At 40.4% G+C, this 25,469-nt stretch carries 24 protein-coding genes and 1 riboswitch; of the genes, 11 read left to right on the top strand and 13 right to left on the bottom strand.

All coding sequences use genetic code 11. The features are described 5' to 3' along the window. Position 1 precedes the first annotated feature (1 nt). Both moeB and PR767_RS07100 read left to right on the top strand, forming a co-directional pair. A complete protein-coding gene (gene moeB, locus PR767_RS07105; protein WP_181937022.1) occupies positions 2–754 on the top strand; it encodes a molybdopterin-synthase adenylyltransferase MoeB in 753 nt (250 codons plus the stop codon). Positions 755–963: 209 nt separating this feature from the next. After that, on the top strand, positions 964–1,299 hold the full coding sequence (locus PR767_RS07100) for a zinc ribbon domain-containing protein YjdM (protein ID WP_004909208.1): 336 nt from the start codon (positions 964–966) through the stop codon (positions 1,297–1,299). Between the two features lie 69 nt (positions 1,300–1,368). Here PR767_RS07100 and PR767_RS07095 read toward each other — a convergent pair whose 3' ends face one another. The 3 genes from PR767_RS07095 to PR767_RS07085 all read right to left on the bottom strand — a co-directional run bounded on the left by PR767_RS07095 (position 1,369) and on the right by PR767_RS07085 (position 4,267). Then, positions 1,369–2,967: an ABC-F family ATPase gene (locus PR767_RS07095; RefSeq protein WP_272520060.1), complete on the bottom strand. Its 1,599-nt coding sequence runs from the start codon at positions 2,965–2,967 to the stop codon at positions 1,369–1,371. Between the two features lie 235 nt (positions 2,968–3,202). After that, a complete protein-coding gene (locus PR767_RS07090; RefSeq protein WP_004909204.1) occupies positions 3,203–3,661 on the bottom strand; it encodes a GNAT family N-acetyltransferase in 459 nt (152 codons plus the stop codon). A 30-nt stretch (positions 3,662–3,691) separates the two neighbouring features. Beyond that, entirely contained in the window at positions 3,692–4,267 is a 576-nt protein-coding gene (locus tag PR767_RS07085; RefSeq protein WP_272520059.1) for a TIGR00730 family Rossman fold protein, read from the bottom strand. A gap of 319 nt (positions 4,268–4,586) precedes the next feature. Between PR767_RS07085 and rhtA the strand changes: the two genes are divergently transcribed. Beyond that, positions 4,587–5,474: a threonine/homoserine exporter RhtA gene (rhtA, locus tag PR767_RS07080; protein ID WP_109910981.1), complete on the top strand. Its 888-nt coding sequence runs from the start codon at positions 4,587–4,589 to the stop codon at positions 5,472–5,474. Positions 5,475–5,799: 325 nt separating this feature from the next. Then, entirely contained in the window at positions 5,800–6,303 is a 504-nt protein-coding gene (gene dps, locus PR767_RS07075; RefSeq protein WP_272520058.1) for a DNA starvation/stationary phase protection protein Dps, read from the top strand. Positions 6,304–6,439: 136 nt separating this feature from the next. On the opposite strand, the gene dinG is transcribed toward dps, so the two are convergent. Then, positions 6,440–8,551: an ATP-dependent DNA helicase DinG gene (gene dinG / locus PR767_RS07070; protein WP_272520057.1), complete on the bottom strand. Its 2,112-nt coding sequence runs from the start codon at positions 8,549–8,551 to the stop codon at positions 6,440–6,442. A gap of 257 nt (positions 8,552–8,808) precedes the next feature. Here dinG and PR767_RS07065 point away from each other — a divergent pair, with 257 nt between their 5' ends. Next, positions 8,809–8,970 (top strand): hypothetical protein, encoded by a 162-nt coding sequence (locus tag PR767_RS07065; protein ID WP_004256593.1) that lies wholly within the window; start codon positions 8,809–8,811, stop codon positions 8,968–8,970. 38 nt (positions 8,971–9,008) lie between these two features. Beyond that, positions 9,009–9,848 carry a 3-mercaptopyruvate sulfurtransferase gene (gene sseA / locus PR767_RS07060; RefSeq protein WP_272520056.1) on the top strand — a complete coding sequence of 280 codons (840 nt, stop codon included), beginning with the start codon at positions 9,009–9,011 and terminating at the stop codon, positions 9,846–9,848. 80 nt (positions 9,849–9,928) lie between these two features. Here sseA and PR767_RS07055 read toward each other — a convergent pair whose 3' ends face one another. The 3 genes from PR767_RS07055 to rhlE form a co-directional block, all read right to left on the bottom strand. Then, entirely contained in the window at positions 9,929–10,177 is a 249-nt protein-coding gene (locus PR767_RS07055; protein WP_004256598.1) for a GlsB/YeaQ/YmgE family stress response membrane protein, read from the bottom strand. A gap of 159 nt (positions 10,178–10,336) precedes the next feature. Next, positions 10,337–11,278 (bottom strand): tRNA dihydrouridine(16) synthase DusC, encoded by a 942-nt coding sequence (dusC, locus tag PR767_RS07050; protein ID WP_272520055.1) that lies wholly within the window; start codon positions 11,276–11,278, stop codon positions 10,337–10,339. 168 nt (positions 11,279–11,446) lie between these two features. Next, positions 11,447–12,784 (bottom strand): ATP-dependent RNA helicase RhlE, encoded by a 1,338-nt coding sequence (rhlE, locus tag PR767_RS07045; protein ID WP_272520054.1) that lies wholly within the window; start codon positions 12,782–12,784, stop codon positions 11,447–11,449. A 285-nt stretch (positions 12,785–13,069) separates the two neighbouring features. Here rhlE and cecR point away from each other — a divergent pair, with 285 nt between their 5' ends. The 5 genes from cecR (at position 13,070) to PR767_RS07020 (ending at position 18,918) form a co-directional block, all read left to right on the top strand. Then, positions 13,070–13,768 carry a transcriptional regulator CecR gene (cecR, locus tag PR767_RS07040; RefSeq protein ID WP_109910978.1) on the top strand — a complete coding sequence of 233 codons (699 nt, stop codon included), beginning with the start codon at positions 13,070–13,072 and terminating at the stop codon, positions 13,766–13,768. A gap of 153 nt (positions 13,769–13,921) precedes the next feature. Beyond that, positions 13,922–14,917 carry a secretion protein HlyD gene (hlyD, locus tag PR767_RS07035; RefSeq protein WP_115167704.1) on the top strand — a complete coding sequence of 332 codons (996 nt, stop codon included), beginning with the start codon at positions 13,922–13,924 and terminating at the stop codon, positions 14,915–14,917. A gap of 9 nt (positions 14,918–14,926) precedes the next feature. After that, complete coding sequence (locus PR767_RS07030) at positions 14,927–16,666, top strand: ATP-binding cassette domain-containing protein (protein ID WP_110731800.1); 1,740 nt, start codon at positions 14,927–14,929, stop codon at positions 16,664–16,666. Next, positions 16,663–17,802 carry an ABC transporter permease gene (locus tag PR767_RS07025; RefSeq protein WP_004909176.1) on the top strand — a complete coding sequence of 380 codons (1,140 nt, stop codon included), beginning with the start codon at positions 16,663–16,665 and terminating at the stop codon, positions 17,800–17,802. Before PR767_RS07030 ends, PR767_RS07025 begins: the two co-directional genes overlap by 4 nt. Before the next feature lie 9 nt (positions 17,803–17,811). Continuing rightward, positions 17,812–18,918 carry an ABC transporter permease gene (locus tag PR767_RS07020; RefSeq protein ID WP_004909173.1) on the top strand — a complete coding sequence of 369 codons (1,107 nt, stop codon included), beginning with the start codon at positions 17,812–17,814 and terminating at the stop codon, positions 18,916–18,918. A 212-nt stretch (positions 18,919–19,130) separates the two neighbouring features. Here the strand turns inward: PR767_RS07020 and PR767_RS07015 are convergent, their stop codons facing one another. The 6 genes from PR767_RS07015 to PR767_RS06990 form a co-directional block, all read right to left on the bottom strand. Continuing rightward, positions 19,131–19,838, bottom strand: a complete 708-nt coding sequence (locus PR767_RS07015; RefSeq protein ID WP_109910975.1) for a Bax inhibitor-1/YccA family protein — start codon at positions 19,836–19,838, stop codon at positions 19,131–19,133. A 133-nt stretch (positions 19,839–19,971) separates the two neighbouring features. Next, entirely contained in the window at positions 19,972–20,424 is a 453-nt protein-coding gene (gene moaE / locus PR767_RS07010) for a molybdopterin synthase catalytic subunit MoaE (protein ID WP_004909169.1), read from the bottom strand. A 1-nt stretch (position 20,425) separates the two neighbouring features. Further along, positions 20,426–20,671 carry a molybdopterin synthase sulfur carrier subunit gene (gene moaD / locus PR767_RS07005; protein WP_004909166.1) on the bottom strand — a complete coding sequence of 82 codons (246 nt, stop codon included), beginning with the start codon at positions 20,669–20,671 and terminating at the stop codon, positions 20,426–20,428. Then, complete coding sequence (gene moaC / locus PR767_RS07000) at positions 20,671–21,147, bottom strand: cyclic pyranopterin monophosphate synthase MoaC (protein ID WP_272520051.1); 477 nt, start codon at positions 21,145–21,147, stop codon at positions 20,671–20,673. Before moaC ends, moaD begins: the two co-directional genes overlap by 1 nt. A gap of 24 nt (positions 21,148–21,171) precedes the next feature. Then, positions 21,172–22,152: a GTP 3',8-cyclase MoaA gene (moaA, locus tag PR767_RS06995; protein WP_272520050.1), complete on the bottom strand. Its 981-nt coding sequence runs from the start codon at positions 22,150–22,152 to the stop codon at positions 21,172–21,174. Further along, positions 22,142–22,281: riboswitch (molybdenum cofactor riboswitch) on the bottom strand. (Overlaps the previous gene by 11 nt.) A gap of 432 nt (positions 22,282–22,713) precedes the next feature. Then, a complete protein-coding gene (locus PR767_RS06990; protein ID WP_109910972.1) occupies positions 22,714–25,380 on the bottom strand; it encodes a TonB-dependent hemoglobin/transferrin/lactoferrin family receptor in 2,667 nt (888 codons plus the stop codon). Positions 25,381–25,469 lie beyond the last annotated feature (89 nt).

Raw genomic sequence — 25,469 nt, 5'->3', positions numbered from 1 at the left:
AGTGCAAGAGCTTAGCGATCCGGAAATGTTGCGGTACAACCGCCAAATTATCCTCCGTGGGTTTGATTTCGATGGGCAGGAAAAACTTAAAGCTGGCAAAGTGCTGGTTATTGGCCTTGGTGGTTTAGGCTGCGCTGCAACTCAATACCTTGCCGCAGCAGGTGTTGGTCACCTGACATTGGTGGATTTCGACACCGTGTCATTATCTAACTTACAACGGCAAGTGTTGCATCGTGATGCGACCATTGATATGCCAAAAGTTGATTCTGCAAAAACACAGCTTGCAGCCATTAACCCACATATCCAAATTGATACCGTCAATGCACAGCTAGATGATGCACAACTTGATGAATTAATCACACATCATGATGTGATCTTAGATTGCACTGATAACGTCGCCATTCGTGAACAGCTCAACCGGTTGTGTTTACCGCATAAAAAACCATTGGTTTCAGGTGCAGCTATCCGCATGGAAGGACAATTATCTGTTTTCACTTATGAAGAAAGTACTCCTTGCTATCACTGTTTAAGCCGTTTATTTGGTGACAATAACTTAACTTGCGTTGAAGCTGGGGTCATGTCCCCTTTAGTCGGGACCATTGGTACGCTAGAGGCGATGGAAGCAATTAAATTATTAGCTAATTATGGGAAGGTTAATTCAGGAAAAGTATTGCTATTTGATGCAATGACAATGGATTTCCGCCAATTTAGACTTAGCAAAGACCCGCATTGTGAAGTCTGTGCTAAAGGCTAACGGCTAAATTTTCGAGCAAGTTGACTTTTTTCATCATTCAGGCGAGGCTTTTCTCGCCTTTTTCCTATTTCAATCACACTAAAATTAAGAATAATCCGAAAAAATAATTTAATTGTCCTTTCACCTTATACTATCCCTCTTTTGTGGTGCTTGATGGTTTAAATATCACCACTGTTTATTCTTTTGATAAAGTTACTGAGAGTATGAATATGCAATTCCCTCCTTGCCCGAAATGCCAGTCTGAATACACCTATACTGATAACGATATGTATATCTGCCCTGAGTGCGCGCATGAATGGAATGATGCCGAGCCTGTAGCTGATATTGATGAATTAATTGTAAAAGATGCCAATGGCAACCTGCTAGCTGATGGCGATACCATCACCGTGATTAAAGATCTCAAAGTCAAAGGCAGCTCTTCAATGCTAAAAATCGGTACCCGCGTTAAAGGTATCCGTTTGGTCGAGGGCGACCACAATATCGACTGTAAGATTGATGGTTTCGGTCAAATGAAATTGAAATCTGAGTTTGTGAAGAAAAACTAAGTTTACTTCGCCCATTAAAAAGCCCTCAATCAAAACTGAGGGCTTTTTGTTTCTAATCCAAAACGATATTTAAAGCACTACACCTTGGCTTGTCAGGTATTCATCATAACTACCTTTGAAATCAATTACTTTATCTTCTTTGATTTCTAAAATACGGCTCGCTAACGAGCTAACAAACTCACGGTCATGGGAAACGAAAATTAACGTTCCTTTGTATAATTCGAGGGCTAAGTTTAATGACTCGATGGATTCCATATCCAAGTGGTTGGTTGGTTCATCCATAATCAAAATATTTGGCTGTTGCATCATTAACTTGCCAAATAACATACGCCCTTGTTCACCACCGGATAACACTTTAACTTTCTTTTTAATGTCATCTTGAGAAAACAGTAAACGGCCTAAAATACTGCGCACCGCTTGCTCGTCATCCCCTTCATTTTTCCACTGACTCATCCAGTCAAACACGGTTAAATCTGTTTCAAAATCTTCTGCGTGGTCTTGGGCATAGTAACCAATGTTACTGTTTTCTGACCATTTAACCATTCCGCTAGTTGCAGGCTGCTCGCCCACCAACGTTTTTAAGAATGTCGTTTTACCGATACCATTAGCACCAATAACCGCCATTTTTTCGCCAACTTCCAGTAATAAATTGATGTTTTTGAATAATGGCCCTTGATCATAACCATTGGTCACTGCTTCTAATTCAAGTGCATTTCGGAACAATTTTTTCTCTTGTTCAAAACGAATGAATGGGTTTTGACGGCTAGACGCTTTCACCTCATCCAATTGAATTTTATCAATTTGACGTGCACGAGAAGTCGCTTGTTTCGACTTAGAGGCATTCGCGCTAAAGCGGCTAACGAAAGACTGTAACTCAGCAATTTGCGCTTTTTTCTTCGCGTTATCCGATAATAGGCGCTCACGCGCTTGGGTTGCCGCAATCATATATTCATCATAGTTACCTGTGAATAAACGCAATTCACCGTAATCTAGGTCAGCCATGTGCGTACATACGGTATTCAAAAAGTGCCTATCATGGGAAATAATGATCATCGTGCAGTTACGATCGTTCAGCACTTGCTCTAACCAACGAATAGTATCGATATCCAAGTTATTCGTCGGCTCATCGAGTAATAAGATGTCTGGGTCAGAAAATAGGGCTTGTGCCAACAGCACACGCAGTTTCCAGCCTGGTGCAACTTCACTCATCGACCCATAGTGTTGTTCGACAGGAATACCTACACCCAACAATAATTCACCGGCACGAGCTTCCGCGCTATAACCGTCCATTTCACCATAAGCGACCTCTAGATCAGCCACGCGGTAGCCGTCTTCTTCGCTCATTTCAGGTAAGGCGTAGATTCTATCGCGCTCTTGTTTGACGTCCCACAGCTCGCTATGACCCATAATCACGGTATCAAGTACGGTAAATTCTTCAAATGCGAACTGATCTTGGCGAAGTTTACCAATACGCTCATTTGGATCAGTCGTGCTCACATTTCCAGCTGTAGGGGTTAAATCTCCCCCTAAGATCTTCATAAATGTGGATTTACCCACGCCATTTGCGCCGATCAAACCATAACGGTTGCCTGTGCCAAATTTAACTGAAATGTTTTCAAACAGTGGCTTACTGCCAAACTGCATAGTGATATTGTTCGTTGTTAACACTGCTATGCCTTAAATTAAACGGTGTAAAATAGCCTGCGATGATTAGAGGCCCATGACTACGGCGTGCAAAATAACCCAAAATAATCATTTGAGCAGTAAAATGCATTCCATGCATGGTCATTAGAGTACGGCAGGTATAAATAGCGGCGCATTATGCCATATTACGCCGCTTAGATCTTGTGCTGTTTTCAGCAAATTGATTAACACGAAAGGAAAGACCGATTATATTGCCAAACTATAGTGTGATCCCCATAGTACGACTGATTTCAGTAAGCCCTTCTCGTTCATAAAACTTAATCGCTTTATGATTTTGCGCTAATACTGACAGCTCCAAGTGGCTCAGTTGTCGACTTTTCGCCCACGCTTTCATCGCAGTTAGTAATTTTTGCCCTGCTTTTTCACCACGGAAATTAGGATCAACCACTAGGTCAAAAATATAACCAAAATTTCGAGGAACAATGCAGCTATAAGGGTCAGCGATTTGCTGTTGTGCAATACAAAACCCTTTAATCTCACCGTTGAATTCAGCAACTAACACATAAAATTTATCGTCAATAATTGCATTTTCAATAAATTCCTTAGCCTGTTCAGCGGGTTGTAAGCGCTCAGGGTCAAGTAATGCCATCTCCGAAAACAAAATTTGGTAAAGTGAAAGAATAGAGTCCACATCATTTTTGATAGCTTCCCTTATCATGCATTCCTCTCTGTTATTTCAGTATTGATGCTAGTCGTAGGTTTTAATTGATGGGGCAATATAAGATTCAAAACTTTCTAATAATTCAGCAGGTGAATCATTCACAATCGCCATATGACGATATTTTTCATGCAGGAAACCTTCATCTGCCATTTTATTTGTCATATCAATCAATGGCTGCCAATAATTATTAATATTAAACAAGGCACACGGCTTAGCATGTAAACCAATTTGGCTCCAAGTAAATACTTCTGCGTACTCTTCAAGTGTGCCATACCCGCCAGGTAAAGCGACAAAGGCATCAGCAAGTTCGATCATTTTACTTTTACGCTGATGCATCGTTTCAACTTTATATAGCTCGCTTAAATTCTTATGAGAAATTTCGCGTTCTTCTAGCAATGATGGGATAACTCCAATCGCTTTTCCCCCTAATGACAAAACGGTATCAGCAATTGTCCCCATAATTCCCACACTAGCACCGCCATAAACTAATGTAATATCACGCTTAACCATTTCTTTAGCAAATTCAATGGCTTCTTGCTGATAGATCTCATTTTTTCCCATACTGGAACCACAATACACTGCAATACTTTTAATCTTTCCCATCTGTTCCTCATTTTCCATTTTTATTGTGACTTTTTAGAGAATTGAATTATACGAGCCTAATGCAGAAGCTCAAGCTTCGCCCTCTGTCATAATAAAATGAGACTAATTCATGTTTATAGCACTGCCATTCACCTAAACCAATATATTGACAGCCAATAGAGCACGTTTACACCCTTGTTAGCGATAACTGAACCATAAAGAAATATAAAGCCACGCTATTTTATGAGATAATCTTTAAGAAATTATTTTTCACCACTAAATACCTATTTTCTAAATATTTATTATCAATTAAGTTACGTTTTCCGAGGTTTACTTATTTATGTCTGCCGATACTAAAAAGAGCGCATTTCCGCTATTGCCTATAGGGTTATTACTGCTTGCAATGACCTCTATTCAAAGCGGGGCTTCTTTAGCTAAAACTTTATTTCCCGTTATCGGCGCTCCCGGTGTTACTGGTTTACGTTTATTGCTTGCTACGATTATATTATTTGTTATTTTTAAGCCTTGGCGTTTAAAATTCAGAAGAAATTCACTGGTTCCATTGCTAACTTATGGCTTGTCCTTAGGAACCATGAATTATTTATTTTACCTGTCTCTTGAGCGTATTCCATTAGGGATAGCCGTTGCATTAGAGTTTACAGGGCCATTAGCCGTTGCAATGTTTTCTTCTCGTCGCCCTATTGATTTTCTGTGGATAGCGCTGGTTATTGTTGGGTTGTTATTTTTACTTCCTATTGGCGATGATATCGATTCCATTGACCCACTTGGCGCCATTTATGCACTTGGTGCAGGGGTTTGTTGGGGTATTTATATTATTTTCGGACAACGCGCAGGTGCTGGCTACGGTGCAGCAACCGTCGCAATCGGTTCATTTATTTCTGCCTTGATCTTCTTCCCTATTGGCTTAATGCAAACTGGAGTCGAGGTGATGTTTGACCCATCAATCTTACCTCTTGCGCTAGCCGTCGCGATTTTATCAACCGCATTCCCTTATACATTAGAAATGATCGCGCTAACTCGCTTGCCTGCTCGAACTTTTGGTACATTAATGAGCCTTGAACCTTGTATGGGCGCATTTTTGGGGATCGTTTTTCTACATGAACACTTAACGATGACTCAATGGTTGGCATTGTTATGTATTGTCTGTGCTTCTATTGGTTCAACCTCAACAGCGGTACCAAAGTCAAAAATAGAAAAAGTGTCCTAGCTACAAAATCTAATGGCAAACGAAGTCGTTAAGGTTAATAAATTCGATATGCTGATATTTATTAACCTTTTTTCATGTAAAGATTTATTCATCAATTTGAAATAATCATTTTTTATTTTTATTTTATTATTTAATTGGTGCTATAGCACTTATTGCTAAAAACTATCAGCATTCAAGATCCACAATAAATTAAAAGTTAATAAAACCTATCGAATAGGCCTATTAAACTAATCGTTTATTACATTATGACAAAGTCGGTTTATTATTTTATATTTATTGACAGATGAGGTTACTAAACAAATTCATATTTAAGAGAGGATGAATCATGAGTACAGCTAAATTATTTAAAGCATCTTCAAATGAACTTTTATATACACGCAATGATATGGAAGACAGCGTAAAATTGGAAACCATTGGAATACTTAATGTTATGGTAGTCCATTTTACCGATCTCTCTCTAATGACTAAACAAGCCCACTGGAATATGCGTGGTCGCAATTTTATCGCCGTACATGAAATGTTAGATGGTTTTAGAACCACGCTAGTTGAACACTTAGATGAATTCGCTGAACGCGCAGTTCAATTGGGAGGCGTTGCTATTGGTACAACCCAAGAAGTTAGCCGCTTCACTTCGTTAGAGGCTTACCCAATTAATATTCACAGTGTACAAGATCATTTGAAAGCATTAGCAGATCGTTATGCGATCGTCGCGAATGATATTCGAAAAGCAATTGATGAAGTGGAAGACGAAGATACCGCAGATATGTTTACCGCGGCTTCCCGCGATATGGATAAATTCCTCTGGTTTTTAGAAGCTAATATTGAGTAATGTCGTAAATAGAGTCAATTCAAATTGACCAATGGCCACTGCAAAGTGGCCATTTTATTTACTAACAATTAGCTATATAAATCAAACTATTATTGAAATTTAAATACCTTAAAAAAATACATTAACTTAATGATAATTATTTACTGTTTTTAGATATTTCAGGCTGTTCTATCGGAAATACAGGTAATGCATTTAATAATCTTTTGCCATAATTTTTAGTTAATAACCGTTTATCATAAATAATAATTTCACCATAACATTCATGACTACGAATTAACCTACCTGCTTGCTGTATCAAATTAAATGAAGCACTCGGTAAACTTTGAACTTCAAACGGGTATAGCTTCAACGACTTCAACCAATCACCTTCAGTGATAATCACAGGGTTTGTTACTGGTGGAAATGCAATTTTATGAATATGGACCTGCGTTAAATATTCCCCTTTTAGGTCTAACCCCTCAGCAAACGATTGTAAGCCAATTAAAGCACTAGATTGCCCTTGATTAATTCTTTCACAATGTGTTTCGACTAACCGATAACGTGGTTGATCTCCTTGAACTAAAAGCTGCAAACGCAAATCTTTTACGTGCTCAAGAAAACCTTCCATTGCTCTTTGACTACTAAATAAAACCAACACGCCACGGTGAGTATTTTTAATAAATTGTTCACGAAAAAACACCGCCATTTCCGCTAAGTGTTCCGCTTCATTGTTTATCGTTGGCTCATATTCCATTTTAGGAATAATAATTTTTCCCTGCTCAACATGGTTAAAAGGAGAGGACAATGTCACAAAGCGATCATCACTTTTTTCAGACAGCCCAGTAAGTTCCATAAAACGTGAATAACTGTTCAACGACCTCAGCGTTGCTGATGTAATCACAATATGAGGAATATTTCGCCATAACAAATGTTGTAATTGCTCACTCACCCGGATCCCAGCACAATGCATAAAGAAACGAGATTGGTTTTTCTCATAACGCCGACTTAACCATTTTGACACAGGGGCACCTGAACTTTGCTCTAATGCCGCCAGCCGCCAGAGCTTCGACATATTTTCAAAGTATCCCATAGCCCTACTAGTCACAATAATCGACCGATGTAAGCGAACAATATCTTGCTTCGCAGTTTGTTCCGTCAAATCATTTAAGATAGCTTCCGCTAACCCCTGTAGGGCATCTGTCTGCTTAAATAGCACCTGACAGCTTAATTGCATTGCTTCAGGCAATACACCTAGCGGAAATAAATACTCAGTTTCTTTTGACGTTTCTGGCAATAAGGCATTTGCTAGTAATGAAAAATCACGAAATGTTTCACGCAATTTTTCTGCATGTTGCTGTAATCGTTCAGGGTTAGCTAACTTTGGTGGCTTTGCTGGACGAAATTGCCCCATATATTGCCCAACATGCTGAATAAAGCTATCAAGCTGTGCCGTTAATTGAACTAACGTAATTTCGCCTTCAACTTCAAGGGCATCCCTTGCAACGTCTGGAACATGGTGACCTTCATCAAGCACTAATAATAAATTTTTCGGGTCAGGTAATACCGACTCACTCTCCATAGCTGCCATTACCAACGCGTGGTTAGCAACCACTACATCTGCATCTTCGATTTCTCGCCTAGCAATAAAAAATGGACACCGCTGATAAAATTGGCAATTACGGCCTAAACAGTTCATTTTATCTGTGCTGACTTTACGCCATAAGCTATCGCTAAATGCCCGTTTGTGATGATCCCTTAGCCCATCCCATGCAAAGCTTTGAAAATCATGCCGCAGCTGCTGACAAATTGCCCGTTCTTCACTATTCGCAATTTCCGTTTTGTCTTCCACCAATAACATTAAATCTATTTGCTCACCTTCTGCTGCACAAATAGCTTCTAAATTACGGGGGCAAACATAACGAGCACGCCCAAATGCACCTGTATATTTTAGATCAGGAATAATTTTGCTTAATAACGGTAAATCCTTACTATAAATTTGGTCTTGTAATGCCACATTCGCCGTACTAACCACTAAGGTTTTTCCTTCTTCCCTACCAACCGCTATCCCCGGTATTAAATAAGATAGCGTTTTCCCTACCCCAGTAGGCGCTTCTATGACCAAATGGCGACCGTCATCATCCGCTAAATTTTTCGCGACTTGCGCTATCATCTGCCGCTGCGGGGCTCTTGAAACAAACCCATCAATTTGTACGGACAACCCTTTATACCACTGAGTTATTTGTTCTTTAGTTTTATTCGACAGGGACATAAATTATGCAGGTGACCAAAGTTAAAATGAAAGATAACGAAACTGACAACAATACGAAATATGAAAAAAACTCTTTTGCCAACCGCTTCGCAAAACTACTGTATTAATACCCATTATACATAAAAATTGGGAAGCTTTTTGCAAAACGCCCATTATGCGACAGAAAAAATAGCTTTTAACTTGTTTGCAACACTCATCCGGTTATACTTTGAGTTCTTACACTATTTGGATTTTTATCACTAGGCAGGCTATAGAAAATGAAAAAGGTTGTTATCGCACTTTGCGCATTATGTGCTTTTGGTTCTGTAGGCGGTATTGTTTTAGCTGGTATGAACATTTATACGCGTTCAACAACACCACTTGAGCAAGGACAACCGCAATCCCCTTCTGCACTGCCAGCACCAAATCAAATTCAGTAATTTTAAAATAATATATCAACCCAGGATGGAGATAGCTAATGTACAACGATTATTTCGTAACCCCACAATGGTTAAATTCACATCTATTTGATAATAACATCATTGTGCTCGATGCTTCCTCTCCACCACCAACCGCACCTTATGACTGCCGCCAACAATATTTAGAAGAACATATTCCTAACGCTCAGTTCTTTCATCAAGATGAAATTGCAGACAAAAGCTGTGATTTACCTCATATGCTGCCAAGTGCTGAAGTTTTTAGCCAAGCAGTTAGTGCCATGGGCATTGGCAATGACACCCAAGTTATTATTTATTCTCAGAATAACTTATTTTCATCCCCAAGAGCATGGTGGACTTTCACCACGATGGGCTGCAAAAACGTTAAAATTTTAGCCGGTGGCATCGATGCTTGGAAAGCTGCTGGGTTTGATGTTCAGTCAGGGGAAGTCACTCCGCCAGCTGCGAAGCAATTCCATGCCACACGTAAAGACAGTAACGCACTGAATCAAGAACAAGTACTTGAGATTATAAATCAAGGCAAAATTCAAATTATTGATGCTCGCGCAGAGCCACGCTTTCTTGCCCAAGCGCCAGAACCGCGTCCAGGTTTACGTATGGGGCATATTCCAGGGAGCAAAAACGTCCCATGGGATCTTCTTGTGGAAAATGGTACATTCAAATCACCAGTGCAACTTAAAGCTATCTTTGCTAAGCAAGGTGTAGATATCCATGCGCCTTCTGTGACGACCTGTGGTTCAGGAATGACCGCTGCAGTGGTATTAATGGCATTAACCTTATTAGGTAACCAAAACCTGCGTTTGTATGATGGTTCATGGGCCCAATGGGGGCAAGATAACGGCCTGCCAATCGAGTCGTAACCCTCTTCTTCCATAAAAATATAAGCCACTCGATATTTAAGTGGCTTATAGAATGAGCATTTACCAAGTAAAAGAAATGGCTATTTGGCAAATATCCCGGCTAAGAACAGTACGACAATCGCACCGATGACCGCGACAACAAAACTCCCAAAGTTGAAGCCATCAACTTTTCCTTTACCAAAGAAAGTACTGATGTAACCACCCACAACAGCACCAACAATCCCCAGCACGGTGGTCATAATGAACCCCATGTGATAAGTACCTGGCATCAGCCACTTAGCTAAAACACCAGCAATTAAACCAAAAATAATCCAAGCAATTACACCCATCTTACGCCTCCCAGACTCGGTAATTTCACTATAATGTTAAAATGTTCCCATATAATAGTAGAGCTTTAAATAAATTAAATCACTCTCCTACCAATTAAGTAAAGACCCTATAAGTTAATTTCGCAACTATAAATTCTTGCTAATTAACATTATTCATAATTAATTGTTCATTATTTCAGTTATCACTTGTGCAATCTGTTGGGCATTTTTTAATGATCTAACTTGAGAAAATAGTTCATCTGCCTGATGATATTCTTTGCGTAAATAGCCTAGCCATTGTTTAATTCGGGCTGCATGGTAATGGCCTGTATCTCCTTGTTTTTCAAGTTCCGTATACTTTAATAGCAACTTGCCAACTTGCTCCCAAGGCATTTTAGACTCATTAAATTTGACCACCCGGCTAAGGTTTGGCGTATTGAGTGCTCCACGGCCAATCATTACGGCATCACATCCTGTGATTTCAAGGCAGCGCTGTGCGCTTGTATAATCCCAAATCTCACCATTAGCAATCACTGGAATCGACAATTTACGACGGATTTCGCCAATGGCAGACCAATTAATGTTCTCTGCTTTATAACCGTCTTCTTTGGTTCTACCGTGAACAGTAAGTTCTGTTGCTCCTGCTTGTTGAACTGCATCTGCAATCTCATAAGCAAATTCAGAACTATCCCACCCCAAACGAACCTTAACCGAAACAGGTAACTCTTTTGGAACTGCTTCTCGCATTGCTTTAGCGGCTCGATAGATTAAATCGGGTTGCTTTAATAAAGTCGCACCACCACCATGACCATTGACTGTTTTTGATGGGCAACCACAATTTAAGTCGACTCCCCAAGATCCTAATTCAGCCGCTCGGTTTGCATTTTCTGCCAACCACTGAGGGTGCTGCCCTAATAGCTGCACACGAACTAATGTCCCTGAAGGGGTGCGGCTTCCATACTTTAGTTCAGGGCATAAACGGTAGAATGTTTTTGCCGGTAAAAGGGTATCAACCACGCGAACAAACTCGGTTATGCACAGGTCATAGTCATTAACTTCACTTAATAAACAACGAACTAGAGGGTCTAAAACTCCTTCCATAGGAGCTAACAAAACGCGCATAAATGGCTCACAAAAAACGTAATAATACCTGCTTATCATACCGTTTATTTAATAGATGAGCAGAAAAACTTCTAAGGTGGGAGATACCAAAAACTAGCTTAACGTGACTTTGCAAGTAGCTCTTTTTAATGCTATTAACATTAAAAAGAGCCGCAAGCTTATGGAAGGTTAGCTGTCACTTCGCCCTTGTTTAACTTTTTTCTGTGCGTTTTTCCATGGGGAACCCGCCCCCTTCCCTGAACTCGGCTTTGATGATGGTGCATTGCTACGACGTGGTGCTTTACTTTGATTCCTATCACCTGAACCGCCTGAACGACGTTCATTGCGTTGTGGTGTTTTTTGAATTGGCTCAGCCTTTATGGAAGGGTCGGGCTCATAGCCTTCAATCGCCATCAATGGAATCGATTTTTTCAATAATTTTTCGATATCCTTGAGTAATTTAGCCTCATCGATACACACTAAGGAAACTGCCATCCCAGTTGCTTCTGCGCGGCCTGTACGACCGATACGGTGAACATAGTCTTCGGCAACATTAGGAAGCTCAAAATTCACCACATAAGGAAGCTGTTCAATATCGAGACCACGGGCTGCGATATCCGTTGCCACTAACACACGAATATCTCCAGATTTAAAGTCAGCTAGTGCACGAGTACGAGCCCCTTGGCTTTTGTTGCCATGGATAGCAGCAGCTTTGACACCATCTTTATTTAAATGCTCAGCCAGACGGTTTGCACCATGCTTTGTACGTGTAAAAACAAGGACTTGTTGCCAGTTTTCATGGCCAATCATAAACGAAAGTAATTCCGCTTTTCGTTTTTTATCAACCAAATGCACATATTGAGTCACTTGCTCAGAAGCTGAGTTTCGCGGAGCAACCTCAATAGTCACAGGGTTATTGAGTAATTTATTTGCCAGTTGTTTGATTTCATCTGAAAACGTTGCTGAGAATAATAAGTTTTGGCGCTTTTTGGGTAACTTATTAATCACCCTACGAATATCATGAATGAACCCCATATCTAACATACGGTCAGCTTCATCCAGTACAAAAACTTCGACTTGAGAAAGGTCTACCGCATTCTGGTGTTCTAAATCTAATAAACGCCCCGGAGTCGCAATTAAGATATCAACCCCACCACGCAACTTCATCATTTGTGGGTTAATACTCACCCCACCAAAGACCACAAAAGAACGAATACGTAAATGACGGCTATATTCTTTTACATTTTCAGCAACTTGCGCTGCAAGCTCCCTTGTTGGCGTCAAAATTAACGCACGAATAGGCTTGCGATCCTTTCCTGCACGAGGAGTTGTAATAAGCTTTTGTAAAATTGGTAATGTAAAACCTGCTGTTTTACCCGTACCAGTTTGAGCGCTAGCTAAAAGGTCGTTTCCTGCAAGCACAGCTGGGATAGCCTGTTGTTGAATAGGCGTAGGGCTTTCATAACCTAATTCATTAATGGCAAGCAAAATTTCCTCGTTTAACGCGAGGTCTGAAAAAGTAGTCAAATTAAATTACTCCGGGCTTCACCGCTTCAAATTGAATGTGGCAGTTATGGGGGAAGTGAGTCAGAAGAAAAAGCGCAAACTGCCGTGCGACACTGTGTAAAATTCTAACATTATTTGCAGATGATAAATATATTAATTTAGTTTGCTTAATAAATTAATATAAAATCTCATTCGTATAGTATATATACTTATATGGTACTATGAGATGTCGTTTTTTACTTTTTATTAACATGAAAAGCCATTAAGAGCTAATTAGGTGTTATTTAATTCTGAATTTTTAAAGGAATGGTTATGAATACAAGTTCATCGTCAACGTTGCGAGGAGAAAATGCGAAAATGCAATTGCTTCTCACTGCTGCTGATGTATATGGAGAACAAGGGCTTGATGGCGCTACTACACGCAAAATCGCACAGGCATCAGGGCAAAATATTGCCGCAATTTCTTATTATTTTGGATCAAAAGAAGGGCTTTACTTAGCTGTTGCTCAGCTTATTGCAAAAACAATCAGGGACGATTTCCATGATGTTTTTCAAGCAATTGACAACTTTCTAAATCAACCTTTGTCAGTACAGGTAACTGATGATGCGCTTGATTTACTACAAAAAACAGTCATTGCTTATAATCATTTTCAGTTGGAAAAGAAAAATTTAAGCTTTTCTCGCATATTAGCACGTGAACAACTCAACCCCACCGAAGCCTATACGATAATTCATGAACAGGCTTTAGGCCCAATACATTCGCGCCTAAACCGTTTGATAGCGATTTATATTGGTGCTGACCCCAATCATTTAACAACGTTAATTCATACACACGCAATCCTTGGCGAAACCCTTTCATTTCGTATTGCTCGAGAAACGTTATTACGCCAAACTGGTTGGAAACATATTAATGAAAATGAATTTAAAATTATTAATCAAGTTCTTATTGAACATACAAATATATTATTAGCAGGCTTACGCCATCGCAAACAATATGAAAAGTGATATGATAAAAATATTAAAGTGATTCATTCACATTGATAATAACTAGAGGCTGATGATTTTATTGCAACTTGAGCCACATTTTCCCATTAAAAACAGCGGCCTCTAACAACATAATTTGTTTTCATATCGTGGATTCTTTAAGTAAGGTTAGCTATGAGCAATAAAAGCCGTTCTATTGTTGTTTTCATTATTCTCATATTAATCGGTGCTGCAATTGGCGGTTATTACTACTATCAATCACAGCAAAACAAAATATTAACACTGTACGGCAATGTAGATGTTCGGACAGTGAATCTTGGTTTCCGAGTATCAGGTAAGCTCAAATCCCTAAACGTTGATGAAGGCGCAAAAATTATTGCAGGCGAGCAACTTGGTCAACTGGATGATCGCCCCTACATTAACGCCTTAAATAAAGCCAAAGGGGTACGTGATAGCGCCAAAGCTCAACTTGCTTTGAAAGAAAGTGGTTACCGAACTCAAGAGATTGCACAGGTTGAAGCTGAAGTAGCGCAAAAACAAGCCGCTTGGCAGTATGCCGATAACTTTTATAAACGTCAGCAAGGGCTTGCTGCGTCTCGCGTTATTTCAGCTAATGACTTAGACAACGCGAAGAACAATCGAAACCAAGCATTTGCCGCCCTTCAAGCAGCACAAGATAAGCTGAATCAATACCAAAGTGGCTTTCGCCAAGAGGAGATAGCGGCTGCGCGAGGCGAATGGCTACAAGCCGAGGCAGCTGTCGCTCAAGCTGAACTTGACTTACAAGATACCGTTTTAACTGCGCCTTCCCCTGGAACTGTTTTAACCCGAGCAATAGAGCCAGGCACGATCATCGGTGCAGGTAATACCGTTTTTAGCGTCACTTTAACAAATCCAGTTTGGGTTCGAGCCTATGTAAGTGAACCGCACCTCGGTGATGCCATCCCCGGTAAAGAAGTCTTACTGTATACGGATAGCCGCCCAAACCAGCCTTACCATGGCACCATCGGTTTTGTTTCCCCTACTGCCGAATTTACCCCTAAAAGCGTACAAACACCGGATTTAAGAACCGACTTAGTCTATCGACTACGTATCGTCGTCAATGATGCTGATGATGCTTTACGTCAAGGAATGCCAGTGACTATTCAATTTGCTGATAATAAACAGTAAGAGTTTGCTATGAGTGATGATTACAGTATCCGCCTATCCAAAGTCGAGAAAACATTTGTTGGCTTGGATACTCCAGCCGTTGAAAGTTTAACAATCGAAATTCATGGGGGTTCTGTAACAGGCCTTGTCGGCCCTGATGGTGCAGGAAAGACAACCTTAATGCGTATGATTGCTGGACTATTAAAGCCAGATGCAGGGAAAATTAGCGTGATGGGGCTCGACCCTATCGACGACAGCATTGCTATGCGAGCCAGCCTAGGCTATATGCCCCAAAAATTTGGTTTATATGAAGACCTGACCGTACAAGAAAATTTAAATTTGTATGCAGATTTGCGTGGGGTACTCGGCGAAGAGCGGCAAAAAACCTACCAACAACTGCTTTCTTTCACCAGCCTAGCTCCTTTTACCGATAGGCTAGCCGGTAAGTTATCGGGAGGAATGAAGCAAAAACTCGGATTAGCCTGTACATTATTAGGAAAACCCAAAGTTCTTTTACTCGACGAACCCGGTGTTGGTGTTGATCCCATCGCTCGACGCGAATTATGGCAAATGGTTCATACACTTGCCGATGATGGAATGCTAATTCTTTGGAGTACCTCCTATTTAGATGAAGCTCAGCAATGTAAAAATGTGCTGCTGTTAAATAAAGGCAAACAGCTTTATGCAGGAAAACCCGAATTATTGACTCAAAAAATGGCGGGACGTTCGTTTTTACTTGATGTACCTGCCTCACAAAAACGCACGGTATTGCAAAATGCACTCGTATTACCTGAAACCACCGATGGCGTGATCCAAGGCCGCTATATTCGCTTAATTTTGAAACCTAATGCGTCACAAGCGAATTTATTAACTGCATTAAATATGGCAGATGGAAAACTCATTGAGGCGCAGCCGCGTTTTGAAGATGCGTTTATTGACTTATTAGGTGGGGGTCCATCTCATCGTTCAGAATTAGCCGCTATCGTACCGCAAATTCCGCCTAATCCTGAAGAAACCGTCATAGAAGCGCGTAACTTAACCAAAAAATTTGGCCAATTTGCGGCAACTGATACCGTAAATTTCCAAGTTAAACGTGGAGAAATTTTTGGTTTATTGGGGCCAAATGGCGCAGGGAAATCGACGACTTTTAAAATGATGTGTGCGTTAATGAAGCCAACAGATGGGCAAGCACTCGTTCTTGGAATGGATTTAAAAACAAGTTCAAACAAAGTCAGACAGCACCTTGGTTATATGGCACAAAAGTTCTCGCTGTATGGCAACCTAAAAGTAGGGCAAAACCTGAAATTTTTTTCAGGTGTTTATGGTTTGCATCATCAACAACAAGCAAAAAAAATCCAAGAAATGGTTGAGGCTTTTAACTTCAAACCGATTATCAATCAGGTTACTGAATCCCTCCCTTTGGGTTATAAACAACGTTTAGCCCTCGCCTGCTCATTGATGCATGAGCCTGATATCTTATTTTTAGATGAGCCGACCTCAGGAGTTGACCCACTAACTCGTAGGGAATTTTGGTTACATATCAATGGGATGGTTGATAAAGGCGTTACCGTTATGGTTACGACCCACTTTATGGATGAGGCAGAGTATTGTGACCGTATCGGGTTGGTTTACCATGGAAAAATTATTGCAGCAGGAACCCCTGATGAACTGAAACAGCAAATCGCCAGTACTGAAAACCCTGATCCTTCCATGGAAGATGCATTTATTGAGCTTATCATGAATTATGATAAGCAACAGGAGGCTCAATGACTCGCTCCGCTTCCCATTTTTCATGGCGTAGGCTTAAAGCGCTATGCTGGAAAGAAAGTAAACAAATTGTGCGGGATCCTAGCAGCGCCCTTATAGCTGTACTTATCCCATTGATGTTATTATTTATTTTTGGTTACGGTATCAATTTAGACTCAAGTAAATTACGTGTCGGTATTTTACTTGAGCAACAAAGTTCGCAAGCACGTGAATTGGTTGATACCTTCACGGGCTCACCATTTATTGATGCCACCATTAGTAATAACCGCCATTTATTAATCGATAAAATGCAAGCAGGAGAAATTCGCGGCATTATCGTCATCCCAGTGAATTTCGCAGCCGAATTGTTGAAAAAACAAGGCAATGCTGCAATTCAAGTCATTACTGATGGTAGCGAACCAAATACCGCTAACTTTGTACAAGCTTATACTCAAGGCGTGTGGCAAACGTGGCTAATTCAACAAGGGGAAAATAAAGGCTACCCAACAGAACCCTTAATTGAGCTCAATATGCGCTATTGGTTTAATGAAGCTGCAATTAGTCAGCATTTTATTATTCCAGGGGCAATTAGTATCATTATTACCGTAGTTGGTGCCATTTTGACCTCTTTAGTTATTGCAAGAGAATGGGAACGTGGCACGATGGAAGCATTACTTTCAACTCAGATTACTAAAACTGAATTATTGCTTTCAAAATTATTGCCTTACCAAGTTCTCGGTACTTTTGTGATGGTGTTATGCATGTTTGTCACCACATTTATCTTAGGGGTACCCTATCGCGGTTCTCTATTGGTCTTATTTGTCATTACCAGTCTTTATTTGGCAACCGCACTGGGGATGGGGTTATTGATTTCAACAATTACTCGTAACCAATTTAATGCAGCAATGGTCGCTCTGAATGCCGCCTTCTTACCTGCCATCATGTTATCTGGGTTTATTTTTGAAATTGATAGCATGCCAGCCATTATTCAGGCTGTGACTTATTTTATCCCTGCTCGGTATTTTGTCAGTAGCTTACAAACACTCTTTCTTGCCGGTGATATCTATATCGTTTTATTGATAGATTTTCTGCTATTAATCGCATCTGCAATACTATTTATTGGACTAACGGCGCTAAAAACTCGCCGTCGTTTGGATTGAGGTGAAATTATGTTTTATCGTTTATACACCTTAATTATGAAAGAACTTCAATCATTACTTCAAGAACCGCAAACACGGGTTATCCTCATTTTACCCGTAATATTTCAGATGATTTTATTTCCTCTGGCCGCCACACTTGAGGTGACTAACACAACTATTGCTATCTTTGACCAAGACAATGGTGAGCATTCTATCGAGCTGACGCAACGTCTCGCCAAAGCCAGTGCGTTTTCTCAAGTTTTATTATTGAAGAATGAACACGATATTCGTGAAACGCTTGATAACCGCAAGGCGCTGCTGGTTGTCCGTTTTGGGCAAAATTTTAGTGCTGATATTGCAAGTCACCATAATGCTAATATGCTGTTACTCCTTGATGGACGTAATTCAAATAGTGCGCAAATTGCAGCAAACTATGTTGCACAAATTGTCACTCAATACCAACATGAGCTAACTCAATCACAACCTGTACCAAACAACAGTGAATTAATCGTTCGTAATTGGTACAACCCAAATTTAGATTATAAATGGTTTATTGTGCCTTCATTGGTAGCTTTAATAACGACGATTGGGGTATTGATTGTGACATCTCTTTCTATCGCGAGGGAAAGAGAACAAGGCACCCTTGACCAATTACTCGTTTCTCCCCTGACCACTTGGCAAATATTTATTGGTAAGGCGGTGCCTGCATTGATCGTTGCGACTGCACAGGCGAGCTTAGTCCTAGTTATTGGGATCTTTTGCTATCAAATTCCTTTTGCTGGCTCCCTGCTCCTGTTTTATGCCACCATGTTATTTTACGGATTGTCATTGGTGGGATTTGGTTTACTTATTTCAGCACTGTGTTCAACTCAGCAACAAGCGTTCATTGGGGTATTTGTATTTATGATGCCAGCGGTGTTGTTATCAGGTTATATTTCCCCAGTCGAGAACATGCCAGTTTGGCTGCAACAAATTACTTGGATTAACCCAATTCGCCACTTTACTGAAATCACTAAGCAGATATACCTAAAAAATGCTGATTTTTCAGTTATCTTCCATAGTTTATGGCCATTATTTATCATTGCGATAATCACCAGTTCAGTGGCTTATTATTTATTTAGGAAGAAAATAGCGTGATCATAAAGAAACAACATTACGCTTTGAAAGTACAACTAAAAGTGCTGGAACTACCATTAACATCTTGAATTACAAATGAGCTAATAATATTCAAATCATATTTTACGATAGTATTTAGATCAAAAAACCCTTGTTACCAAAGTAACAAGGGTTTTCAATTTTAACGACTGCTATCCCCTCATTTCACTGAGTAATGAGGAATGCCAACCAAATTAGCGACGGTCGCCAAAGATACGCAGTAACATTAAGAACAGGTTAATGAAGTCTAAATACAGAGATAATGCACCCATGATAGAGTATTTACGCATTGTTTCTCTGTCGTTTTCATCAATTTGTGAACCCATTTCTTTCAGTTTTTGTGTGTCATACGCGGTTAAAGCAGCAAACAGTAAAACACCACCGTATGTGATCACCCAATACATCATGGTGCTTTGCAGCCAGATGTTAACCAAAGAAGCAACAACAATACCAATCAGCGCCATAAACAGGAAGTTACCCATACCTGTTAAGCTACGTTTAGTGGTATAGCCGTAGAAGCTTAATGCACCAAACATTACCGCGGTAATGACAAATGTGCCCGCAACAGACTCACCTGTATACGCAGCAAGAATAACTGAAATCGTTAAGCCTGTGAGCAATGAATAGAGCATAAACATGCCCGTTGCTGCCATGCCACTAATTTTTTGCAGTAGGAATGAAATTCCCATCACTAAACCGAGCTCAGCAATAATCATTCCAAAAAAGAGAATTTTATTGGTTGCAATGGTGTAGTACAAACCGCTACTAACTGAATACCATGCAACAAAAGCTGTCAGCAGTAGACCGACTGTCATCCAGCCGTATACTTGCGACATAAATGCCTGAACGCCAGTATTGGCACCCTGGACAAGAGAATCATTACGTTGATCAAACTGACCCATGATGGTTACCCTTTCGCTAAAAGAAAAATCGACCCAGTAAAAATACTGTAATCGGAGAAATTAACCAAAGTCTAACACATTCTTTTGACAATACCATTCAGCAAATTCGTATTTTTCAGAGGAAAAAGTGCGATTACCAGCGGTTTGCAGACGCCTCGTCGGTTTCTTTCGCTTCCACCCATCGCTCATTTTCAGGTAATGTTTCTTTTTTCCAAAATGGTGCTTTAGTTTTTAAGTAATCCATAATAAATTCAGCAGCTTGAAATGCTGCATTTCGATGGGCACTAGTCACCCCAACAAAAACAATTTCTTCGCCAGGTTGTAAGGTACCAATACGGTGGATCACACTGACTCGCTGCAATGGCCAACGTTCTTTTGCTTCTACAACTATATTTGTTAACGCTTTTTCTGTCATTCCCGGGTAGTGTTCGAGTGTTAATGCCGCAACACTGTCACCTAAATTATGGTTACGCACTTTCCCCGTAAAAGTCACGACTGCACCATCACTATCGCATTGAGCAAGCCATTGATATTGCTCGCCAACACTAAAATTTTCTGTTTGTACTGCAATATGGGTGTTTTCCATATCACCCCCCAGTGACTGGTGGGAAAAAGGCCACTTCGTCCCCTTCTGAGAGTGGGTGGTCTAGTGAAACAAATGATTGATTAACAGCGGCAAGTAATTTGCCATCTTCAAGTGCCAACGCCCAGCGATCGCCTTTTTGTGAAAGCGCTTGACGTAAGTCTTCAACTTTTTGGTAAGTGTCAGTGAGTTCTAAGCGTTCTGTTCCGACTAGCTCGCGTACTTGAGCAAAAAATAATACTGTGATCATTATTCCACCTTAAAATGTCCAGACTTACCGCCTGTTTTTTCTAATAAACGAACAGGGCCAATCACCATATCTTTTTGCACTGCTTTACACATGTCATAAATCGTCAAAGCAGCAACGGATGCAGCAGTTAATGCTTCCATTTCAACCCCTGTTTTCCCTGTTAATCGGCAACAAGTTTCAATACGAACTCGGTTATGCTCAGGTTCCGCTTTGAGTATCACTTCAACTTTGCTTAACAGCAGTGGGTGGCATAATGGGATAAGCTGCCAGGTATTTTTTGCCGCTTGAATACCCGCAATACGCGCCGTGGCAAACACATCGCCTTTATGATGGCTACCGTCAACAATCATCATTAGAGTTGCTGGATTCATAGTGACATAAGCTTCTGCGCGAGCTTCACGAACAGTTTCAGCTTTGGCTGAAACATCAACCATATGCGCCTCGCCCGACGCATTGAGGTGAGTCAGTTGGGACATATCTTCTCCTGAAATAAAAAAGAGTTAACCGCCGATTACAGATAAATTAGGTGTAATTCCGCTATCACCCATATGCAGAAAATGGGTTTCTCGTTTATGGTGTAAGCCTCGCTGAATGCGGGCTTTTAACGCTTCGTTTTGATCATCTGCACCCAATAAATCACGCAGCGGAATGCCATTTTCACCAAATAAACATAAATGTAGGTTGCCTAGTGAGGAAACACGTAAGCGGTTACAGCTTTGGCAAAAATCTTTTTCGTACGGCATGATAAGCCCGATTTCGCCTTGGTAATCTGGGTGACTAAAGACTTGAGCAGGGCCGTCGCTTCGGGAACGTGGAAGCATATACCAGCCTTCTTCAATTAAACGCTCGCGAATAGTTTCACCCGAAATATGAAAACGTTGGAAAATATCGCTGCCGTCGCCGGTTTCCATTAACTCAATAAAGCGTAATTGAATAGGACGATGTTTGATCCAGTTTAGGAATGACTTCAAAGCGACATCGTTGACATTTTTCATTAATACCGCGTTCACTTTGACTTTTTCAAAGCCAGCTTCAAAAGCAGCATCAATACCTTTCATCACCTGAAAGAATTTGTCTTGTCCCGTGATCGCCGCAAATTGACGTGGATCGAGGCTATCAACACTCACGTTGATCGCGTTCAGTCCAGCATCTTTCCACTCTTTCACGTCTCTGGCCATACGATAGCCATTGGTGGTCACGGCGATTTTTTTGATCGATTCATTTTCATTGATGGCAGCAATAATATCACTGAAATCTTTGCGCATGGTCGGTTCACCGCCCGTAATACGCACTTTTTCTGTGCCTAATTCTGCGAATGCCGTACTGATACGACGAATTTCATCTAATGTTAAGAATTCATGACGACCGCTTGGCTTGTAGCCATCGGGTAGGCAGTATGTGCAACGAAAGTTGCAAACATCTGTTATAGAAAGCCGGAGATAGTAAAATTTCCGGTCAAATTGATCGACAAGTTGCTGCATAATCACACCTTTCCAAGTACGGGAGATGCAGACATTTCTATCTTGCACCCTGGTGGCTCTAGGCCACGGCCAGTGCATCATATTCAGTCATTCAAACTTAGACGCAAAGGCTAGGAGTTTTATTTGGAACCGAGTCACTGATTTTAAACTGTAAAATACGTCACTCTGTTCACTTAATTTATGTAAGGATTCTAGCCGATAGAAATTGAAAAAGCGAATTGCAATTCGATATATACTATTATATACAACGACTTACAAAAGATATTATAGAATCACCGAAGCTATTATTATCACTGATAATTTTCCATTTTAGATGGTTTTAAAAAGCATAATTTCATACTAATTGATTAACATCTCTAACTATTTAATTAAACATTTATTGATATAGATCTAAAATGGGGAGCAAGCTCCCCATCTAATTGTTTACGTTATAAATATCAACACTCAACGCTTATCAAAACCGATATTTCAAATTGAATAATTGGCATATCAATTAAAAATAAATAGTAAGGTGCAAAATTTATTAACCAATAACACGACAGCGTAAAGTATGACGTATATTTAGAAACGGTATTCTATCCCGCCCGACACCGTTCGCCCTCTACCTAACGTATTGGCCAAGCTTTCCCCATAACTAACCACGTACGCCCGATTAGTCAAGTTTTCGACATTTCCTCGAATAGTTAAATTATCGGTTAAAGCATAACTTGCATATAAATCAATCAATGTATATTTAGGCCAGTCAGCTAAGTAAGGGGAATTTGATTGTACTGAGTAGTCTTGAAAACCTGGCGTGAAGCGAACGACTACACCACCATCGAGTTTTCTATCAAACGCTCGCCCACCTAATGTAAAGGAACCACGGTCACCGGGTAAGTTCGCTGCACTGCTGAAAATGGCGCTGCTGTCACAATCCACATGGTTATTTGATGCCTCATTTGGCTCAACATACCAGTTACCTGGGCCAACGTCTTCGCCATACTTCAATACGCCACCTAACCATGCAGGATGTGAACAGAATTTATTTTTGCCAATCATATGGGTAAAGGTCAGGTCTGCATACACAAAACCTGCGTCGTAATTTAGCTGATATTCAACCCCTCTAAAACGGGTCGCAACCAAGTTGTTGCTATAAGCAGCATTTCCAATATTAGGGCTAACCATCCCTGGTTTTTTACGGTCAATCGCTAAGTTAATGTAGTTATCTACACGTGTATCAAAATAGGCAACTTTTGCCACAAATCGGTCTTCTTCGATAAACAATTGCGGATAATTGATGTTCATCCCCACTTCCCAAGCATTTGAACGCTCAGGTTTTAAATACGGATTGGGAAATTGAGTCGAACTACTGTGAGCACTTCCTGTGGTTAACGTTTCTGTAATCGCTGGCGGGCGCCATGACCGCCCATAACTGGTAAACAATTCCATCCATTCAACATTAGGACGTACCGCTAAACGAATATGGGGTGAAAATGCCCCTTCTGAGTTATCAACATCCCAATTTTCCGTCGTCATAACAACCTTGCAATCACGTAACCTTCTTCCTGTACATGGATTGTCTCTGGTATAAGGAAGTACTGCATAACTCATACTCGTTTGGCCTTTGAGAGAATAATAGTCATAACGCATTCCCCCTTCTAATGTTAACCAATCATCGTATTCATAAGTCAAATTAGTGAAAAGTGAGCTCAATGAACGTTTTCCGTCCGGTGTCACTCCACTCGCCGCTTCACGTGTCGAACTACTACTCGCTTTGTCTTGGAAAGTTTCCAAACCATAATGCGCTTTTAATACATTGTTATGGTTAAATTCAATTTCTGAATGATTTTCAAGCTGTATCCCTACCGTTTTGACTCGAGTGTCCATCTGGTAGCCATTATTATAAATTTGGCTAGTGGAATAGGTGTCTGTATTGTCTTTGGTATCAACAAAATACACTTTTCCTTTTAGCTCGGTGCTCCATGGTTTATCGCTAAATTGAGTGTAATCAAGGGAATAATTCTTGGCTGTTACATCACTGAAACCGCTACTTTTCCACCCTAGCTTATAAGGCCACGAACTACCTAAATTCGTTAGCGTTCCTGCATTTGGCGTTGCCACTTTGGTTTCTAAGTAATTAAATTGTAAACGCTGTTCGTCACTTATATTCCAACCGGCTTTTGCCAAATAAGAGGTCATTCGGTAATTACTGTCATTAATACGAGTGTGTTTTAATTGGTGCGCAAGTTCATCATAATGCCCTGTCCCATTATTGACTCGAATATTACCGATATTACCGTGAGTTCCTGGTTTATAATCCCCAAGACGTCGTTCACTGGCCGCAAATAACAAATCCGCGTTTTCATTCCCTAATGCCAGCACACTACTGCCAATAAAATGAGTATTATTTGACCCCATACTCGCATGTAATTTTCCACCAAAAGTTTTATCTTTTGATAAAAAATCAGACGCATTGACTGTATTGAAGGTCGCCACACCACCTAAGGTTCCACCGCTTCCCATTCCACTTGTATTGCCCTTTTGTATTTCCACCCCAGAAAGCAGTTCTGAGTCGATATACATAGAACCATTGCGCTGCCCATGTCCGCTTTTTTGAAAGTTTTGCCGCATACCATCGATATTCATATTCACACGACCATAATCCTGTATCCCACGGATATTCACAGATAAAGAAGGGTCTTGTTGGCTAACACTCGAATAGACACCTGTCGTTAGCTCTAACACATCAGCTATGTGCTTTGGTGGGCGGTCATCAATTTGTTTTTTACTAATTACACTGACAGATGATGGACTGTTATATACCCAATCCCCTTGTTGGATCTGGCTTGCTGTGACGGTAATGTTATCTAGCTTAATCACCGAATCACCGGTAATAGGCGCGATACGCTCTATTGTTATTCGGTTATTTTGTAATTGATATTGCACAGGGTTTGAACCAATTAATCGACGTAATCCCTCCTGTAGCGTAAAGCTTCCTTTCAAGCCTTGACTTTGTAAGTCATTAATTTCTCGGCTCTGAATGATTATTTCTACCTTTGCTTGCCTAGCGAATTGCAGCAAAGCATTTTCAAGTGAACCTGCAGCAACAGAAAATGTTATTTCCTGCTGTGCGGATGCTACCGCTGAGTTAGCCTGTGCTAGATTGAAAAATGAAAATGCAGGTAACGTAAATAATGCAAGGTGAACACAGAGTGTTGCTTTTTTATAGTGGTGCTTTTTTTGAGTCATTTCCCATCCCTAAAATGATAATGGTAATAAAAATCATAATCACTTAGATTAAGACGCGGGAATTAGGAAAACCCGTAAATAAATTTTAA

Origin of the sequence: Providencia sp. PROV223 (assembly GCF_028479245.1) — a bacterium.
In the GTDB taxonomy this organism is placed as follows: domain Bacteria; phylum Pseudomonadota; class Gammaproteobacteria; order Enterobacterales; family Enterobacteriaceae; genus Providencia; species Providencia rettgeri.
This window is presented reverse-complemented; position numbering and strand designations above follow the sequence as displayed.

Bases quoted from the DNA above. Each gene is read 5' to 3' on its own strand.
- cecR (WP_109910978.1), top strand. From the start codon at position 13,070: ATGGTTATGAATACAAGTTCATCGTCAACGTTGCGAGGAGAAAATGCG.
- PR767_RS07065 (WP_004256593.1), top strand. From the start codon at position 8,809: ATGAAAAAGGTTGTTATCGCACTTTGCGCATTATGTGCTTTTGGTTCT.
- moaE (WP_004909169.1), bottom strand. From the start codon at position 20,424: ATGGAAAACACCCATATTGCAGTACAAACAGAAAATTTTAGTGTTGGC.
- rhtA (WP_109910981.1), top strand. From the start codon at position 4,587: ATGTCTGCCGATACTAAAAAGAGCGCATTTCCGCTATTGCCTATAGGG.
- PR767_RS07085 (WP_272520059.1), bottom strand. From the start codon at position 4,267: ATGGGAAAGATTAAAAGTATTGCAGTGTATTGTGGTTCCAGTATGGGA.
- hlyD (WP_115167704.1), top strand. From the start codon at position 13,922: ATGAGCAATAAAAGCCGTTCTATTGTTGTTTTCATTATTCTCATATTA.
- moaD (WP_004909166.1), bottom strand. From the start codon at position 20,671: ATGATCACAGTATTATTTTTTGCTCAAGTACGCGAGCTAGTCGGAACA.
- PR767_RS06990 (WP_109910972.1), bottom strand. From the start codon at position 25,380: ATGACTCAAAAAAAGCACCACTATAAAAAAGCAACACTCTGTGTTCAC.
- PR767_RS07090 (WP_004909204.1), bottom strand. From the start codon at position 3,661: ATGATAAGGGAAGCTATCAAAAATGATGTGGACTCTATTCTTTCACTT.
- dinG (WP_272520057.1), bottom strand. From the start codon at position 8,551: ATGTCCCTGTCGAATAAAACTAAAGAACAAATAACTCAGTGGTATAAA.
- moaC (WP_272520051.1), bottom strand. From the start codon at position 21,147: ATGTCCCAACTGACTCACCTCAATGCGTCGGGCGAGGCGCATATGGTT.
- sseA (WP_272520056.1), top strand. From the start codon at position 9,009: ATGTACAACGATTATTTCGTAACCCCACAATGGTTAAATTCACATCTA.
- dps (WP_272520058.1), top strand. From the start codon at position 5,800: ATGAGTACAGCTAAATTATTTAAAGCATCTTCAAATGAACTTTTATAT.
- moaA (WP_272520050.1), bottom strand. From the start codon at position 22,152: ATGCAGCAACTTGTCGATCAATTTGACCGGAAATTTTACTATCTCCGG.
- dusC (WP_272520055.1), bottom strand. From the start codon at position 11,278: ATGCGCGTTTTGTTAGCTCCTATGGAAGGAGTTTTAGACCCTCTAGTT.
- PR767_RS07055 (WP_004256598.1), bottom strand. From the start codon at position 10,177: ATGGGTGTAATTGCTTGGATTATTTTTGGTTTAATTGCTGGTGTTTTA.
- PR767_RS07020 (WP_004909173.1), top strand. From the start codon at position 17,812: ATGTTTTATCGTTTATACACCTTAATTATGAAAGAACTTCAATCATTA.
- PR767_RS07100 (WP_004909208.1), top strand. From the start codon at position 964: ATGCAATTCCCTCCTTGCCCGAAATGCCAGTCTGAATACACCTATACT.
- PR767_RS07025 (WP_004909176.1), top strand. From the start codon at position 16,663: ATGACTCGCTCCGCTTCCCATTTTTCATGGCGTAGGCTTAAAGCGCTA.
- PR767_RS07030 (WP_110731800.1), top strand. From the start codon at position 14,927: ATGAGTGATGATTACAGTATCCGCCTATCCAAAGTCGAGAAAACATTT.
- PR767_RS07015 (WP_109910975.1), bottom strand. From the start codon at position 19,838: ATGGGTCAGTTTGATCAACGTAATGATTCTCTTGTCCAGGGTGCCAAT.